Source organism: Roseibium sp., assembly GCF_965232425.1.
GTDB lineage: Bacteria > Pseudomonadota > Alphaproteobacteria > Rhizobiales > Stappiaceae > Roseibium.
In genome coordinates this window covers 5,534,945-5,548,789 of record NZ_OZ246971.1, presented here as the reverse complement: position 1 = coordinate 5,548,789, position 13,845 = coordinate 5,534,945, and the positions used below count along the sequence as shown (strand labels likewise).

Below are 13,845 nucleotides of genomic sequence, written 5' to 3'. Positions count from 1 at the left end.
TATTTGATAGCATAAGTCGAACAACGATTTTTGGTTAAGCTAGCATTTTGTTCTTGTCACTACAAAAAAATATCCAAGAAAATTCAACCTATGCAAGAAGGTGGCAGGACACTAAATGAGCATATGTTGGAGCGCAGATTTCTCTGTATTGCATTTTTTAACGTGTAATTTGCTTCCCGTTTCGGCGCGAGGTCATTCCGTTCAGAACCGACGAACTAGAGCGCTAATCCGCAACGCTCACCTCGACGGCTACGTGGTCGCAGCCGGTTGTCAGGAGACAGCCTAAGCACACGCTTTCAATCTCGAGGGACCGCTGCGCGTTTCGGAAGGCAATTCTCCGAATTGCCTTCGATAGTAGTTGGTAAACCGGCTCCAGTCCCAAAAACCCTCTTCGGCGGCGATGTCTCCGATGCTCTGCCCGGAGAAGGCGCGGTCCCCAACTTTCCGTCGCGCCCTGTTCAGTCTCAAAACGCGCAGGTACATGACTGGCCCCATACCTACCAACTCAGAGAAAGCTTTTTCAACCGAGCGCCGGGGTCCAAGGTTTGAAATTGCGCATGGACCGCTGTCATTGAGCGCTTAAGGTTCTCCAGAAGCATGCGCCACGTGGCCTGAAGCCGGGATAGGACGTAGGACGTAAGACGGACTCGCAAGAAAACGGCGGCCGTCAGAACAGAATGCGTCCGTTTTCGACGATCATGCGATCATCGCATTGAAGATCTTGAAGAGATTGAGATCGACGGGGTTGATGTTCTTCTTCTGCAAACGGGTCACACATGTTCTTGATTGTTCTTGTTTCCGGATAGGTACTCCGAATACGCAAGAGCGGGAAGGGGATCTGCGTTGCCCAATTAAGCGTCATTGCCAGCCAATAATTGCTCTTTTACAACGGTTTCAATTGTTTAGAGTGGTAGGGAACCGGCTGATCAACGGATCTCCCGGCCTGCGACACGGGAACGAGAGCCCGCTGCTCGTCTGGCGCGAATGCGCACATCCGCGAGCATGATCCTGCTCCCGCTTAAGCGACTTCAGCATCGGAGCACGAATGACCGACGTTTCAAATTACCCGATTGCAAACGACTGGTTTTCGATCTCCAGGGTCGACGATGCGACGGACATGTTGCTGGAGCCCCATGTTCATGTTCTGGAACAGGCGAACATGTTCTTCGTGCGCGGGTCCGAACGCGACATGATCATCGACACCGGCATGGGTATCGTTCCGATCGCACCTTATGTCGACCCGCTGTCGGCCAAGCCGCATTCCGAGATCATCTGCGTGTCGACCCACACGCATATCGACCATATCGGCGGCGTCCATGAATTCGACACCCGCCTCGTGCACCCGATCGAAGCGGACGAGATGGCGTCTCCCTCCATCATGAGCACGATCATCCGGGATCAAATCGACCCGGTCCTGCTGGAGCTGTTTGCATCCTCCGGCTATCCGCCGCTGGATGAACTGCTCATTACCGCGTTGCCGCACGAGGGCTACGATCCGGCCACCTATAAGCTCAAGGGCGCGCCTGCCACCGGACTGCTCGAGGAAGGTGATACCGTCGACCTCGGCGACCGGCAATTCACCGTCCTGCATGTGCCGGGACACTCGCCGGGCAGCATCGCACTATTCGAGGAAAAAACCGGGATCCTGTTTGCCGGAGACGCGATTTATGATGGTCCGCTCATCTATGACGGGCCGGGAATGAGCGTTGACGACTATGTAGTGACCATGAAGAAGCTGCAGGCGCTTGACGTGACGATCGTTCATGGCGGTCATGATCCGAGTTTCGGCAAGAAACGCCTGGACGAAATCGTCGAAAAATACTTCCGGATCTGGGGCGTTTGAAGCGCCGTCTCACGACAGCCCCTTGAGTTCGGCAACGGTCCAGTGACGCGTGAACCCGTTGCCGTCGAAACGTGCGTGATGCGTCACCAGCTGATCATTACCGGCCCGGAGGTTCTCGCAGAGCACCCTCCCGACGCGGTTCGGCTGGCTCGACAACGCGATGACGGCAGCGCCTTGCTCAATCCGGCCGAAACTGTACTCCGGCTGGAACAGGTCATTGAGTTGATCCCGGTCGGAAGCGGTCAGCGCTTGCGCAAGCGCTTCTTTCCACGGGCGCGCCAGGTTCTTCCGGGTGGGCCGGTCACAGGCGAACAGAAACCGGGACGATGCGGTGATTAAAAATCCCCAGAAACCGCCTGCGCATGTGAATACCCGGCCTTCCGGGGCGCTTTCGCCAAGTTGTTGTTCGAGCCACAGCTCGACAAAATCAGCGTCGATACCGTATTCGAAAAGGCCGCCTGAGGCTCGCTCCAGACGGCCGATATCCCGCCCGGTCTCCGGCCCCTGAAGATTGATCGCCCTCTGCCAGGTGCAAATCCCGTCTTCCACCGCCGCCCAGCCGGCAAACCCCTCCGAAGCGGCGAGGGCCAGCAGGTCGTCCTGCGAGAGGTCGGAGAGGCGGGCCGCCGGCACCCCGTTCGAAAACCTGGCCGGAATACGCAAGTCGCCATAGAGGCCCCGGGCCTGAAACCAGTAGACCTGCGTGTCGTGATCTTCAAACTTTGGCGCCTCTGCCGGCGCCTTGATGTAGGCGCGGTGCCAAAGACCTTGAATCGCGTGATCTGTAACGGGCTCCGACACCGTGTTCGCGATGCGGTGCATCAGGCTGCCGCGGCACTGTAGGAACCGAAGGCGGCAATGATTTCATCGGATGAGCGAACCGCTCCCGTTTGCAGATACTCCATCGCATCGAGCGCGGCTGAATGCGCTTCCGGATCGGACCCGCCGACGCAATCCTTCACGACACGGCAGTAAAAGTCCTTCTGGTGGCCGTCCGCGAACGTGTAATGAACGCACACATTGGTCAACCCGCCGACCATCACCAGCGTATCGGCCTTGAGGCCGCGCAGCAGGATATCGAGATCGGTTCCGATGAAGCAGGAATACCGCCGTTTCTTGATGACGTAGTCGTCCGGCCGGAGCCCGACGATGTCGTCGGCGATTTCCGTTCCTTCGCGCCCTTCCACGCAATGAACATCTTCGGTGCCGTCCAGTTCGCGGCCAAAGTCGACCATGTCGGGGCGGTGGGCTTCCTGAAAGAAGATCACCGGAACATCGCTCGCGCGCGCCGCATCGATCACCGTGCGGGCCTGGCGCATGGCGGTCGTGTAGGCGGACATCTTCGGGATGCCGCCGTCATAGTTTTCAAGAAACGCGCTCTTCTGGATGTCGATCACCAGCAAGACGGGTTTGCCGACGATCAGGGGCTGTTCGGGCATGGCTGTTGTCCTTCCGAGGTCAGGTGTCCTTGCGCGCGGGATCCGCACCAAGCAGGCGGGGCAGGTCGCCGTAACGGGCAACTGCGCTGAAGACGGCGATCGAAACCAAAAGGAAGGTAATCGCCCCGACTGCCATGGTCGGCGTGAAACCGTTGCGCAACGAGTTGAAGATCTGCAGCGTTACCGTGCTGTAGGCGGAGGCGGACACGAAAAAGATGACGATGAATTCGTGGAAGCTCAACACCACCACGAAGAAGAAACCCGACAACGTGTAGGACAGGGTCTGCGGCAGGATGATCGTCCGCAGGATCGTCGCTTCGTCGGCACCCATGGTTTGCGCCGCGTCCAGATGGTACTTGTCGATCGATTGCAGCCCGATCGAAATCGTCACGAGCGGAAGCGCCGCAAGCAGTGCCGTGTGGCTCAGGATGCCGGTGAAGATGTTCCCCAGCCCGCCGACGAAGGTCCACAGGAAGCTGAGACCGACCCCGAACACGATGGGTGGCAAGGCAAAGGGCAGTCCGGCAAGCCCCGTGAGGGCCCGGGACAAGGGCGTGTTCCGCTTCCACTGGTCATAAGCGATCGGCCAGGTGATCAGCACGGCCAATGTCGCGCTTGCGAGTGCGACGATGACGGAGTTTTCCATGGAACGGAGCCAGACCGGTTCGGATATGAAGAACTCCCCGAAGCGGGCCAATGTCGGATCTTTCGGCGGAAACAGCATCGAGCGGCCGCCATTGAGGGCGGACAGGCACACGATCACGATCGGCAGACTGATATAGGCCGCGCAAATCAGCATGAACCCGTGTTTGAATGCGGCTTTCATCTGACCCGTTTCTCCGCAAGACGGCTGAGCCACAGGCTCGCCAGGATGAACACTCCGGCCGTGCTCAGGAGCACCACGGCCTGGGCGGCACCGAAGGGGGCGTTGAGCGTCGCGCCCCGGATCGCCTCGTAGATTGAAACGGGCAGGGTCTGGTGCGCGGGTTCCGCAAAATAGGTGACGGTGACATAGGCACCGAGCAGATAGACGAACAGAAGCAGCAAGGTGCCCATGACGGGGATGCGGACAACGGGCACGATCACCGTGTGCATGACGGTTAAGGATCCGGCTCCCATGGTGCGTGCGGCTTCGATCATCGAGCGATCAATGCGCGACAGCGGTGCGTAGAGCAGGATCACCGCGTAGGGCCACACCAGATAAGCCATGGTGAGAACCGTCGCCAGCTGGGACGTCTTGAACTTCACATTGCGCGGGTTCGCCAGACCCCAATCCTTCAGCACGGCAAGCCATCCCGTTTCCTTCAGCCAATCGGTCACTCCGGTAACCTTGAAGAGCGCAGGCAGGCCCGATCGGTTGGACAGCATGATGTCCCATCCCATCACGATGAAGACTTCCGACATGGACAGGCTGGCCAGGATGAACACCAGCCAGGCGGCCTGAACCGGGCGCGAACACTGACTGAGGAAATAGGTGAAGGGAAAGGCGAAGGCGATTGCGATCAGCGATCCGAGGACTGCATAGGCCAGGGTGTACCCCAGCTTGTAGGCGTAGAGCAGCGTGATCTCGTCCGGCCATCCGATACCGACGAACACCCGGGCATAATTGCTCGGATCGAAGGCCCACACCCAACTCGCGCCTTCGATTTTCTCGCCGAAGCTGACGGCGATCACGAGCAGGATCGGTGACAGGAAAACAAAGACAAGAACGGCAGAGATCACGGTTGTTATGATCGACCGCTTGCTGAACCGGTGGACGTCACCTGCCGTCGCCTCCTGCTGGCCGTCCCTGAGGGAACCCCTTTGGGTTTGCGCTAGGGAGGCCGCTGCGGTCAGATCGCTCATGCGGCGACATTCTCGCGCGGGTCGGCAGGTTGCCCCGCCTCGTCTGCAGCAGCGGTGGCGGCTTCGCCGGGGAAACAGAGGAGGGCACCGGGTTTCAGCTTGACCCCCGTCGTTTCGCCCTGGATGACGGAGGCGGCATTGGAAGACGGCATTTCACAAATCACCCGTCCTGCACGCGTCTCGACGAAGACTTCCCGGGTCGGTCCGACATCCCGCACGAAGGTGACAGGGCCGGTCAGGGTGTTAGGTGCAGTCTCGTCAACGGAACACAACTCTACGTTCTCCGGTCTGCAGACGAGCTGAACCGGTGCGCCATCGACGAAGGGGGCGGGTTTTTCGAGATCAAACGGGCATTCGCCGACAAAGACACGACCGCCGCGAACGATGCCATGAAGAAAGTTCGCCTTGCCGATGAACGCGGCAACGAACGGTGTTTCGGGGCGCTGGTAAATGTCTGTCGGCGAACCGATCTGTTCGCACACACCATTGCTCATGACGACGATCTCGTCAGCCATTGTCATGGCCTCACGCTGATCATGGGTGACGACGATCGTGGTGATGTTCAGTTGCTGCTGCAGCAGGCGCAGTTCGACCTGCATGGTTTCGCGCAGTTGCGCGTCCAGAGCCGACATGGGTTCATCGAGCAGGAAGACTTCCGGCTCCTGGGCGAGCGCACGTGCGATTGCGACGCGCTGGCGCTGGCCGCCTGACAGTTGTCCGATCCGGCGGTCCTGGAAATCCGCCATCTGAACGAGATCGAGCAGCTCCAGTGCGCGTCTTGAACGCGCCTTCTTTTCCACGCCGGAAATCATGAGGCTGTAGGCGACATTCTCTCCGACCGACAAATGCGGGAAGAGGGCAAAAGACTGAAACACCATGCCGAACTTGCGCTTGTTGGCAGGCTGCGTCGTGATGTCCGCACCATTGAGTGAAAGGCTCCCCCGGGTCGGCGTTTCGAGCCCGGCAATGATACGCAGCAAGGTCGTCTTGCCACAGCCCGAGGGTCCCAGAAGTGCCGTCAGTTTGCCCGTCGGAAAGACGAGATCGATATTCTGCAGCGCAGTGACCTCGCCATATGTCTTTCTGACGTCCTTTAAGACCAGTCCGGCCATGAACCTGCTACTTTCGAAACGTTCTTTTTGGTGAGTATCCGGCTTGCGCACCCGGTTGAAACCCGGAGCGAAGCGCAGAACCTGACGCGTTGCGGGAAAGAGGCGGGATCGACAGGACCGCGCCCGTCTCACCCGCCCCAATCAGGACATCGTCAGGCGCCGGCGAGCATCGCGTCCCAGCGCTCCTTGATGAACGTCTCGTTGTCGAGATACGACTCGTAAGCCGGCGTGATGATCGGTGACCCGGAAACGAATGCGAACTCTTCATCCGTCAGGTCGGTCAGTTCCCTGTTCACAAGCGGTGCGGTGCCGATGTTGCGCGACATGAGGGCCTGCGTTGCCGGATCACTGGAGAACGCCATGAACTCGTAGGCTTCGCCGGTTTTCTCCGACAGCGGGCTGAGGCACCAGGACCCGTAGCCGATCGGGTTGCCCTCGGCGGGGAACAGCGGCTTGATCGGGAATCCGTCGGACGCCATGATATTGGCAACGTCCAGATAGTAAGAGCCGGCAATGACGTCTTCGTTTTTCATCGCCTGTTCCATCTGGCTCTCGGCCGACCACCAAAGCGCCACATGCGGCTTGAGCTCTGCGACCTTGTCCAGAACCGCGACGATCCCGTCTTCGCTCATCAGCGTCTCGGCGCCGTCGAAGAAGGTCTTTGCCGTAATGTCGAGCAGGCGCCCGTCGATCTTCTTCGATATCCCGAGCGAGCCTTCAAAGGCTGGGTTCTCCCAGAACTCCTTCCAGCTGGTCGGAACCGGCGTCACTTCGTTCGGATTGATCACCATGGCGTTGAACCATGCCATTGAACCGACGCCGACGAGCCCGTCCGGACCTTCGTAGAGGAATTCCGCGTCGAGATTGGTCACCCCCGGGATTTTCGATGCGTCGAGCGGCTTGAGCATATCGCCGATGCGCGTCGCCTTGATCATCGTGTCCTTGCCGTAGAGCGAAACATCGGCCGGCACCGTTCCGGAGGCCGCCGCCTGCTGCATTGTCACGAGCCAGTCACTGGAGTTTGGCTGGGTGACCGACTCGACCGTTATGCCGGTCGCTTCGGTAAAGGCCGGGTAGACGTACTTCTTGAAGCTGTCTTCGAAATATCCGCCGTAGGAACCGATCTTAATCGATCGCGCCTGGGCAATCGCCGGCATGGCAAGCAGTGAACTTCCTGCGGCCAGAGCTGCGGTTCCTGCCGCCCCTTTCAGGATCGACCGGCGTGTCAGGTCAGCCGCGCCCCGTGTCTTGAATTTCTGCGTCATCCAGCGTGTTCCTCTCAGAATTCGGCGGCCCCTCGCTCGCCAACCTTGGTGGAACCTCATTGATTTTGAGGCATGCCTTTGACAAAGCACATTGCATGCCAAACAAAAATTACAAAGAAAACAATAAGATAGAAACGTGAGCGGCTGAAGCGCGCAGCAATGCTGTGCGATTGATAGGCGAAATGCCTACTTTTTCTACAAACACATTTATTGTGCAGAGCGTTGTTGCTGATATCCTGAAACAGTCAGTTGCGCTTTGTGCCGACAAGGGTGATGGGCAAAGCCGTCACCAACCACATCGTTTGCCGGACCAAACATCGGAGTCTCATCATGCGTGATCTCTTGGACCAAAACACGCTTGCTCAAGAGGCGGGGGGGGACGGAACCGATGACCAGATCGCGCTGAGTTCGGACAACGTGACGCTGCCGGTCATCGATCTGTCCGGCCTCCACGGCAACGATCCATCGGCTCTGGCGAACGTGGCCCGCGAGCTGGGCAAGGCGGCGAAGACATCGGGCTTTTTCTACATTCGGAACCACGGCGTCGATCAGGCCCTGATAGACGACGCGTTCGCCGCCTCCAGGGCGTTCCACACCCGGTCCCGGCGCTACAAGATGAAATACTGGTGCGGCTACAGCACCAATCATCGCGGCTATGTTCCTTTCGAGGAGAACGGCAGCGCGTTCCCCAAGACGATAAACTTCAACGAAGCCTGGGACATGTCGTTCGAAGCGCCCGCCGACCATCCGGACTACCTGGCGGGCTGGCGCATGACCGGTCCCAATGTCTGGCCGGATATTCCGGGCTGGAAGGACACGATCTCGCGCTACTATGACGCCGTATTCTCGCTCGGCCTGAAGCTGCTGAGTGCGCTTGAACTTGAACTGGGCGTTGAAGCCGGAACGCTCCGCAAACACGTCAACTGCCCGACATCGCAGTTGCGGCTTCTGCGGTATCTGGAAAATGATGTGCCGGCGAGCAAGGACTTCGTCGGTATCGAGGCCCATTCGGACTTCGAGTGCTTCACCATCCTTCTCCAGGGCGGCCCCGGCCTTCAGGTGCTCAATACCGATGATTACTGGATGGAGGCACCGCCGATCCCCGGTACGTTCATCGTCAACATCGGCGATATCTTCGAGACCTGGTCGGGAGGGCTTTACAAGTCGACGCAACACCGCGTGGTCAACACCGGCAGGGAACGGTATTCAATGCCGCTGTTCTTCGGTCTCGATTATGACGCCGTTGTTGAGCCGCTGCCGAAATTCACAACGGCGGAGACGGCCGAGAAATATCCGCCGATCAAGGCCGGTGACCACCTGATGCGCATGACGGTCGGTGCCTTCCGGTACATTTCCGACGCCGTTGACAACGGCGAGATTGAACTCGATTTTGCCGTGCCCGAAAGCAACCCGTTCAAGCGCCCCGCGAAGACGATCGCGCAAGGCTGATAAACGAAGGCTAGCCGGACAGACCGACCGGGACCCGGGACGCCGAGAACAATGCCGGCAATTCCTGCCAGGTTCTCAGAACCGTCGCAGTCTGCGCGAAATTTTGCGGCTGCAAACGCCCGTCCTGCCACAGCGGTACGCCGTCGAAAGCAATCGTCGGATCGAGGATCATCCAGCAGATCTCACCCGGAGGTACGCTTCCGCAGGTATGAAAATGCAGAAAGCGCGGACTGCCGAAGATGTTGTTTGACCAACGGTCCGGATCGGCATCGATATCGTCTTCATAGAAGCAAGCAGGATGAATGCCGGCATGCCACGAGTGGATGGCATCCCTGTCGAGACCGAACAGATCGGAAACGCGGCCGTAATGCTCTTCAATGGCCCTGATACTGGTCCGGTCACCGTCAAACCCTGAAATGCGTCCCTGGCTGACCTTGGCCATGACGACCCCGTCAATTGGAACGGCAGCCGGTGAATAGGATCGTGACCCGGTGGGTGTCAGCCAGCGCGTCAGCGCCACCTGGCCGCTGATTGCACGCGTGAGGACAGGCTGCGGAACGCACAGCGGAAATCTCTTGACGGAAACCTCGCCCTCGATCTCGTCCTCCATCACGACATCGCCGTGCAGGCGGGTGCCGAGAGGACAGCTGATCTCCACGCGGGTCGATGCCCGTGCAATCGCATCGATTGCCTTTTTCAACGCCGTCATGGCATCGTGGCTTGTCGCCGCATATGGGGATTTCAGCGTTTTTTCGTCCCGCGCATAGAGCATCGCGACGGTCTTGCCGGGCAACTTGTCGGCAAACCTGTCCTGGTCGCCGATACGGGCGAGGTAGACGATCGCGTCGTGCGCGGCCAGCTGAGCTTCATAGTTTTCCGGCAGAGGGCCGTCCGGTCCACCGACATCAATTGTCGAAACAAGGCACCCAAGGGTCTCCAACGCTGTCTTGATCAACATTGAAGCCCCGGCATCGTACCAGCCGAGCGCCGGATCTTCGCAGACGAGCAACGCCCTGGTTCCGGCCTTCACCTTCATGCATTTTTGCAGCAGGTTGTCGACGCCGGCTGTCTTCAAAGTCTCGCTCATCTCTGTATCTCGGCCTGCACGGTCAGGAACCTGAACTCCGGTGTCTTGACCGACAGGATCCCGTGACGCATTTCGGCATCGACGCAGATACTGTCTCCCGCGTGCAGATCGAATTCCTGCTTGCCGTAACCGTAAGTCGCTTCACCTTCCAGCGCATGAACGAAGACGACGCCGCTGCCGACATAGACGGGTGGAACAGCCTCCTGCCGCTTGAGCGTCACGATGCGGGCACCGAACTGGAGATCGCGCCGCAGATGAACCGCGAGATTTTCAAACTCGTGCACATGCTCGTCCACGATCCGGGTCGACTTGAGACCCGCACCGCTTTCCACGAATGTGTAGTCTGTGTGGTCAGACGTCGTTTCACGGAACAGACTGACAAGCGGTATTTTCAGCGCCGCGGCCAGGGCGCTCAGCGTGGAGATCGACGGAGAAACCTGTCCGCTTTCAATGCGACTGATCATGGCTCCGGAAACGCCGGAGAGTTCGGCCAGATGCCGCGCGGAAAAGCCGTTTCTGTTCCTGAAATCCTTGAGAGCGGCACCAATCGCGCCGTCAATGTCATTGTCCATGCTCACTCGGTCTTCCGGTATGCGAAGGCGCGATCAAACCGCCACTGCAGATAGTCGCCGCAGGTTATGGCATCTTCGACGGCGTTGTGTTCGGTACCATAGATCTCGCGCGCATCAATCATGGTTTCCGGGTTCGGATCAAAGGCCAGGACAAGCGAAAGGCGCTCCTTGCCGGAACTGTTCACGACCCTGTGCGGTGTCGATTTGTAGGCCCCGCCTGTCCACCGGGCAAGAAGATCGGCGACATTCACGACCAGGGTTCCCTCGATCGGCGGCGCCTGCAGCCAGTCACCATTGACATCTTCGACCTGCAGTCCGCCGACAGCGTCCTGGCACAACACGGTCAGCACACCGAAATCCGTATGCGGTCCGACGCCGAACTGGTCTGCGCCCATGTCTTCCGGCTGTGCCGGATAATAGACAAAAGATGCCCTGCTCAGGGGACGCGAGGCCGTTTTGAGGAAAAAGCTCTCCTCAAGTCCCAGACCGATCGCGAAACCGCGCATGAGATGATGCGCAACTTCGTGGGCCTGCCGAAAATACTCCATGGCGGCCGGTTCCAGATCCGGAAGGAATTCGGGCCACCGGTTGCGCCCTCTGAGCGGATGGTCGGCAACCGTGTCCCCGTTTTCATCCTGCATGCCCCAGACGAAGCTCTCCTTCAGGTCGGCCTTGAGCTTGTCGCCCATCCTGGCGCCACCCGGTGCCAGCCATCCTCTGTGGCTGGATGACACCCGCACGGTGTCTTTCTGCTCCGGCGGGCTCCTGAAAAAGTCAAAGGCGAGGTTGCGCGCCGAAGAAATACACTGTTCCGGTATCCCGTGACCGCCGATATAGATGAAACCGAGGCCCGTGCTGGCCGCGTGCAGGGCCCTGGCCACCGAAACCGGATCGGTTCCGTCGCGCAGGGAGGTGATGTCGATGACCGGGATCTCGTTCGAGTCCATCGGTTTGGCTTCAGCGTAGACCATCTTGCTGCCCGTTATTGGTAGAATGTTGCATTCTATGCAAATTATTTATCAGTATGCAACTAATCCGAGCCGTAATATCCGACGATATCTCCGTCCGTGGTGACACCGAGACCGTTGAGATGCCGGTTTACGTAGTTGAAATACCCTATGATCTGGTTGGCCTCGAGAATTTGCCCGTCATCGGCGCCGTGGTCCCGAAGCGCCGTCACGTCGGATCTGGTCATGTCCGCGGGCCGCAATGTGAGCTTTTCGGCGTATTTCAGGAATTGCAGCTCAAGGCCCGAAAACGCGTCTTCCGGCTGCCGGGCATTCAAGGCCGCTTCGATCTGATCCGCACGTGCGTCGTCACCGATCAGATGGCGCGCGTTCGCCCAGTGGTTGGCGAGCGAGTAGGGGCATCCGTTCAGGATCGACACATAGGAAGAAATGGTTTCCTGAAGCCATTCGGGCAGGGTGTTGGCGTCATCATGAAGCGCGGCGCGATAAAGGATGACGTGGCCCTTCATGGTGTTCGGCCTGAGGGAATGGACCCGCATCACATTGTCGACCGTGCCATGCGGTGTTCGGGCAAGGCGAAGCACGTCCGCCAGTTCGGCACTGGCATCCTCGTCGGAGATCATTTCGATCCAGGCTGTCATGGTTCCTCCTAACCGCGTTGATCTGACTGCAGTTTCCGCTCCAGCCACCGGACCCCGGCCGAAACGATCAGGATCAGCACCAGGTATTCAAGGACGAGCACCGTGTAGATTTCCAGGGGGCGGTACTCGACGACGACAAGTTCATTGGCCTTGCGCGTCAGTTCCTGCATGCCGATCACCGAGACGAGCGAGGACATTTTCAGCATGTAGACCAGCTGGTTGCCCAGGGCCGGAAGTATCCGCCGTACCGCCTGCGGAAGAATGACATAGACCATCATGTCGGTGTAACTGAGCGAAATAGAGTGGGCGGCCTCGTACTGGCCCTTGTCGATGGATTGAATGCCGGCGCGAAAGATTTCTGCTTCAAAGGCGCTGTCCGACAGGGCGAGTGCGATCACCCCGGCCCAGAAAACCGTGATCGTGAGGCCGGTCATCTGGGGCAGCCCGTAATAGACCCACAGGATCAGGACAAGAATGGGCACGGCCCTGACCAGTTCGACATAGATCCTGTTGAACCGCCTCAGATAGGGATTGGAAGACAGGCCGGGCAGCGCCACGGCGAGGCCGAGCACGATCGAGATCACGATGGCGGTGAAAGACAACAGCAATGTGTAATAGAGGCCACTGAGGAGGAACTTGAGATTGTTCCATCCGGCCGGCACCGTCGGGTCGACCACGTACCAGCCCCAGTTGCCGGAACAGCCGCTGAGCAGCAGGGCGAGGCCGCAAAGGCCTGCAAGTCGGCAGACTGTCATCCGGCTCTCCCTGTGTCAGTGTGCGAGGATCTTTGAGAGGAAGTCACGGCATCGTTCCGTCCCGGGATTGCTGAAGAACTGGTCCGGCGCAGCTTTTTCGACGATCTCGCCGTGGTCCATGAAAACCATCGTGTCCGCGACGCGCTTGGCGAATCCCATTTCATGGGTCACGCAGATCATGGTCATCCCGCTCTCGGCAAGCTCCGTCATCACGTCGAGCACTTCGTTGATCATTTCCGGATCGAGCGCGGACGTCGGCTCATCGAACAGGATGATCTCGGGTTCCATGCACAGGGACCGCGCGATCGCGACGCGCTGCTGCTGGCCGCCGGAAAGCTGCCGGGGAAACTTGTCGGCCTGTTCTGGAATGCGCACACGCTCCAGGTAGGACATGGCCAGCGCATCTGCATCCGCCTGCGACAGTTTCCGGGTTCTGAGCGGTCCGAGCGTCAGGTTCTGCTTCACGGTGAGATGCGGAAACAGGTTGAATTGCTGGAAGACCATGCCGACGGACGACCGCACTGCACGCAAACTCGAACCGGAATGGGTCAGTTTGTTTCCCGCGACTTCAATGAGGCCCTGATCGTGCTGCTCAAGCCCGTTGATGCACCGTATCAGCGTTGATTTCCCGGAGCCGGATGGTCCGCAGACCACGACCTTTTCTCCTGTAAGCACCTCTAGGGAAACATTTTTCAGGGCGTGAAAGTCTCCGAAGGTCTTTGAAACATTTTCGACTTTGATCATGGCCTTCGCGGACAAATTCGATTTTGCTCAAAAGGAAGTCTTGACCATTAGTTAGTCATGTATTTGAGTGTAGTGCAATAAATTTATCATGTAGCAAAACTGCAGTGCACAACGAACCATCACCT

Annotated in this window: 15 protein-coding genes; 2 read left to right on the top strand and 13 right to left on the bottom strand. The window is 58.8% G+C overall.

Annotated features, from left to right (window positions below; genetic code table 11):
- Positions 1 to 282 precede the first annotated feature (282 nt).
- A complete protein-coding gene (locus ACO08A_RS25395; protein ID WP_422038640.1) occupies positions 283 to 483 on the bottom strand; it encodes a helix-turn-helix domain-containing protein in 201 nt (66 codons plus the stop codon).
- A 562-nt stretch (positions 484 to 1,045) separates the two neighbouring features.
- Between ACO08A_RS25395 and ACO08A_RS25390 the strand changes: the two genes are divergently transcribed.
- Positions 1,046 to 1,843 (top strand): MBL fold metallo-hydrolase, encoded by a 798-nt coding sequence (locus tag ACO08A_RS25390; protein ID WP_422038639.1) that lies wholly within the window; start codon positions 1,046 to 1,048, stop codon positions 1,841 to 1,843.
- A 9-nt stretch (positions 1,844 to 1,852) separates the two neighbouring features.
- On the opposite strand, the gene ACO08A_RS25385 is transcribed toward ACO08A_RS25390, so the two are convergent.
- The 6 genes from ACO08A_RS25385 to ACO08A_RS25360 all read right to left on the bottom strand — a co-directional run bounded on the left by ACO08A_RS25385 (position 1,853) and on the right by ACO08A_RS25360 (position 7,504).
- A complete protein-coding gene (locus ACO08A_RS25385) occupies positions 1,853 to 2,665 on the bottom strand; it encodes a hypothetical protein (protein WP_422038638.1) in 813 nt (270 codons plus the stop codon).
- Positions 2,665 to 3,282, bottom strand: a complete 618-nt coding sequence (locus tag ACO08A_RS25380; RefSeq protein ID WP_422038637.1) for a cysteine hydrolase family protein — start codon at positions 3,280 to 3,282, stop codon at positions 2,665 to 2,667. Before ACO08A_RS25380 ends, ACO08A_RS25385 begins: the two co-directional genes overlap by 1 nt.
- A gap of 19 nt (positions 3,283 to 3,301) precedes the next feature.
- Complete coding sequence (locus ACO08A_RS25375) at positions 3,302 to 4,108, bottom strand: ABC transporter permease (protein ID WP_422038636.1); 807 nt, start codon at positions 4,106 to 4,108, stop codon at positions 3,302 to 3,304.
- A complete protein-coding gene (locus ACO08A_RS25370) occupies positions 4,105 to 5,127 on the bottom strand; it encodes an ABC transporter permease (RefSeq protein ID WP_422038635.1) in 1,023 nt (340 codons plus the stop codon). Before ACO08A_RS25370 ends, ACO08A_RS25375 begins: the two co-directional genes overlap by 4 nt.
- A complete protein-coding gene (locus tag ACO08A_RS25365; protein ID WP_422038634.1) occupies positions 5,124 to 6,239 on the bottom strand; it encodes an ABC transporter ATP-binding protein in 1,116 nt (371 codons plus the stop codon). The genes ACO08A_RS25370 and ACO08A_RS25365 overlap by 4 nt, the downstream gene beginning before the upstream one ends.
- Before the next feature lie 152 nt (positions 6,240 to 6,391).
- Positions 6,392 to 7,504 carry an ABC transporter substrate-binding protein gene (locus ACO08A_RS25360; RefSeq protein ID WP_422038633.1) on the bottom strand — a complete coding sequence of 371 codons (1,113 nt, stop codon included), beginning with the start codon at positions 7,502 to 7,504 and terminating at the stop codon, positions 6,392 to 6,394.
- Between the two features lie 330 nt (positions 7,505 to 7,834).
- On the opposite strand from ACO08A_RS25360, the gene ACO08A_RS25355 reads away from it, so the two are divergent.
- Entirely contained in the window at positions 7,835 to 8,953 is a 1,119-nt protein-coding gene (locus tag ACO08A_RS25355) for an isopenicillin N synthase family dioxygenase (RefSeq protein ID WP_422038632.1), read from the top strand.
- Between the two features lie 10 nt (positions 8,954 to 8,963).
- Here ACO08A_RS25355 and ACO08A_RS25350 read toward each other — a convergent pair whose 3' ends face one another.
- From ACO08A_RS25350 to ACO08A_RS25325, 6 genes are read right to left on the bottom strand one after another with little or no spacing between them, the layout of a single operon-like run.
- The gene (locus ACO08A_RS25350; protein WP_422038631.1) at positions 8,964 to 10,040 is read right to left on the bottom strand and encodes a hypothetical protein; all 1,077 of its coding nucleotides are present in this window, start codon (positions 10,038 to 10,040) and stop codon (positions 8,964 to 8,966) included.
- Complete coding sequence (locus ACO08A_RS25345; RefSeq protein WP_422041811.1) at positions 10,037 to 10,612, bottom strand: helix-turn-helix domain-containing protein; 576 nt, start codon at positions 10,610 to 10,612, stop codon at positions 10,037 to 10,039. The genes ACO08A_RS25350 and ACO08A_RS25345 overlap by 4 nt, the downstream gene beginning before the upstream one ends.
- A 2-nt stretch (positions 10,613 to 10,614) precedes the next feature.
- Complete coding sequence (locus ACO08A_RS25340; RefSeq protein ID WP_422038630.1) at positions 10,615 to 11,583, bottom strand: isopenicillin N synthase family dioxygenase; 969 nt, start codon at positions 11,581 to 11,583, stop codon at positions 10,615 to 10,617.
- Between the two features lie 59 nt (positions 11,584 to 11,642).
- Positions 11,643 to 12,221 carry a carboxymuconolactone decarboxylase family protein gene (locus tag ACO08A_RS25335; protein ID WP_422038629.1) on the bottom strand — a complete coding sequence of 193 codons (579 nt, stop codon included), beginning with the start codon at positions 12,219 to 12,221 and terminating at the stop codon, positions 11,643 to 11,645.
- Positions 12,222 to 12,229: 8 nt separating this feature from the next.
- Complete coding sequence (locus ACO08A_RS25330) at positions 12,230 to 12,976, bottom strand: amino acid ABC transporter permease (RefSeq protein ID WP_422038628.1); 747 nt, start codon at positions 12,974 to 12,976, stop codon at positions 12,230 to 12,232.
- A gap of 15 nt (positions 12,977 to 12,991) precedes the next feature.
- Complete coding sequence (locus ACO08A_RS25325; RefSeq protein ID WP_422038627.1) at positions 12,992 to 13,720, bottom strand: amino acid ABC transporter ATP-binding protein; 729 nt, start codon at positions 13,718 to 13,720, stop codon at positions 12,992 to 12,994.
- Between the last annotated feature and the right edge of the window lie 125 nt (positions 13,721 to 13,845).

Coding starts and splice junctions, on each gene's coding strand:
- ACO08A_RS25395 (WP_422038640.1), bottom strand. CDS start 483: ATGTACCTGCGCGTTTTGAGACTGAACAGGGCGCGACGGAAAGTTGGG.
- ACO08A_RS25390 (WP_422038639.1), top strand. CDS start 1,046: ATGACCGACGTTTCAAATTACCCGATTGCAAACGACTGGTTTTCGATC.
- ACO08A_RS25385 (WP_422038638.1), bottom strand. CDS start 2,665: ATGCACCGCATCGCGAACACGGTGTCGGAGCCCGTTACAGATCACGCG.
- ACO08A_RS25380 (WP_422038637.1), bottom strand. CDS start 3,282: ATGCCCGAACAGCCCCTGATCGTCGGCAAACCCGTCTTGCTGGTGATC.
- ACO08A_RS25375 (WP_422038636.1), bottom strand. CDS start 4,108: ATGAAAGCCGCATTCAAACACGGGTTCATGCTGATTTGCGCGGCCTAT.
- ACO08A_RS25370 (WP_422038635.1), bottom strand. CDS start 5,127: ATGAGCGATCTGACCGCAGCGGCCTCCCTAGCGCAAACCCAAAGGGGT.
- ACO08A_RS25365 (WP_422038634.1), bottom strand. CDS start 6,239: ATGGCCGGACTGGTCTTAAAGGACGTCAGAAAGACATATGGCGAGGTC.
- ACO08A_RS25360 (WP_422038633.1), bottom strand. CDS start 7,504: ATGACGCAGAAATTCAAGACACGGGGCGCGGCTGACCTGACACGCCGG.
- ACO08A_RS25355 (WP_422038632.1), top strand. CDS start 7,835: ATGCGTGATCTCTTGGACCAAAACACGCTTGCTCAAGAGGCGGGGGGG.
- ACO08A_RS25350 (WP_422038631.1), bottom strand. CDS start 10,040: ATGAGCGAGACTTTGAAGACAGCCGGCGTCGACAACCTGCTGCAAAAA.
- ACO08A_RS25345 (WP_422041811.1), bottom strand. CDS start 10,612: ATGGACAATGACATTGACGGCGCGATTGGTGCCGCTCTCAAGGATTTC.
- ACO08A_RS25340 (WP_422038630.1), bottom strand. CDS start 11,583: ATGGTCTACGCTGAAGCCAAACCGATGGACTCGAACGAGATCCCGGTC.
- ACO08A_RS25335 (WP_422038629.1), bottom strand. CDS start 12,221: ATGACAGCCTGGATCGAAATGATCTCCGACGAGGATGCCAGTGCCGAA.
- ACO08A_RS25330 (WP_422038628.1), bottom strand. CDS start 12,976: ATGACAGTCTGCCGACTTGCAGGCCTTTGCGGCCTCGCCCTGCTGCTC.
- ACO08A_RS25325 (WP_422038627.1), bottom strand. CDS start 13,720: ATGATCAAAGTCGAAAATGTTTCAAAGACCTTCGGAGACTTTCACGCC.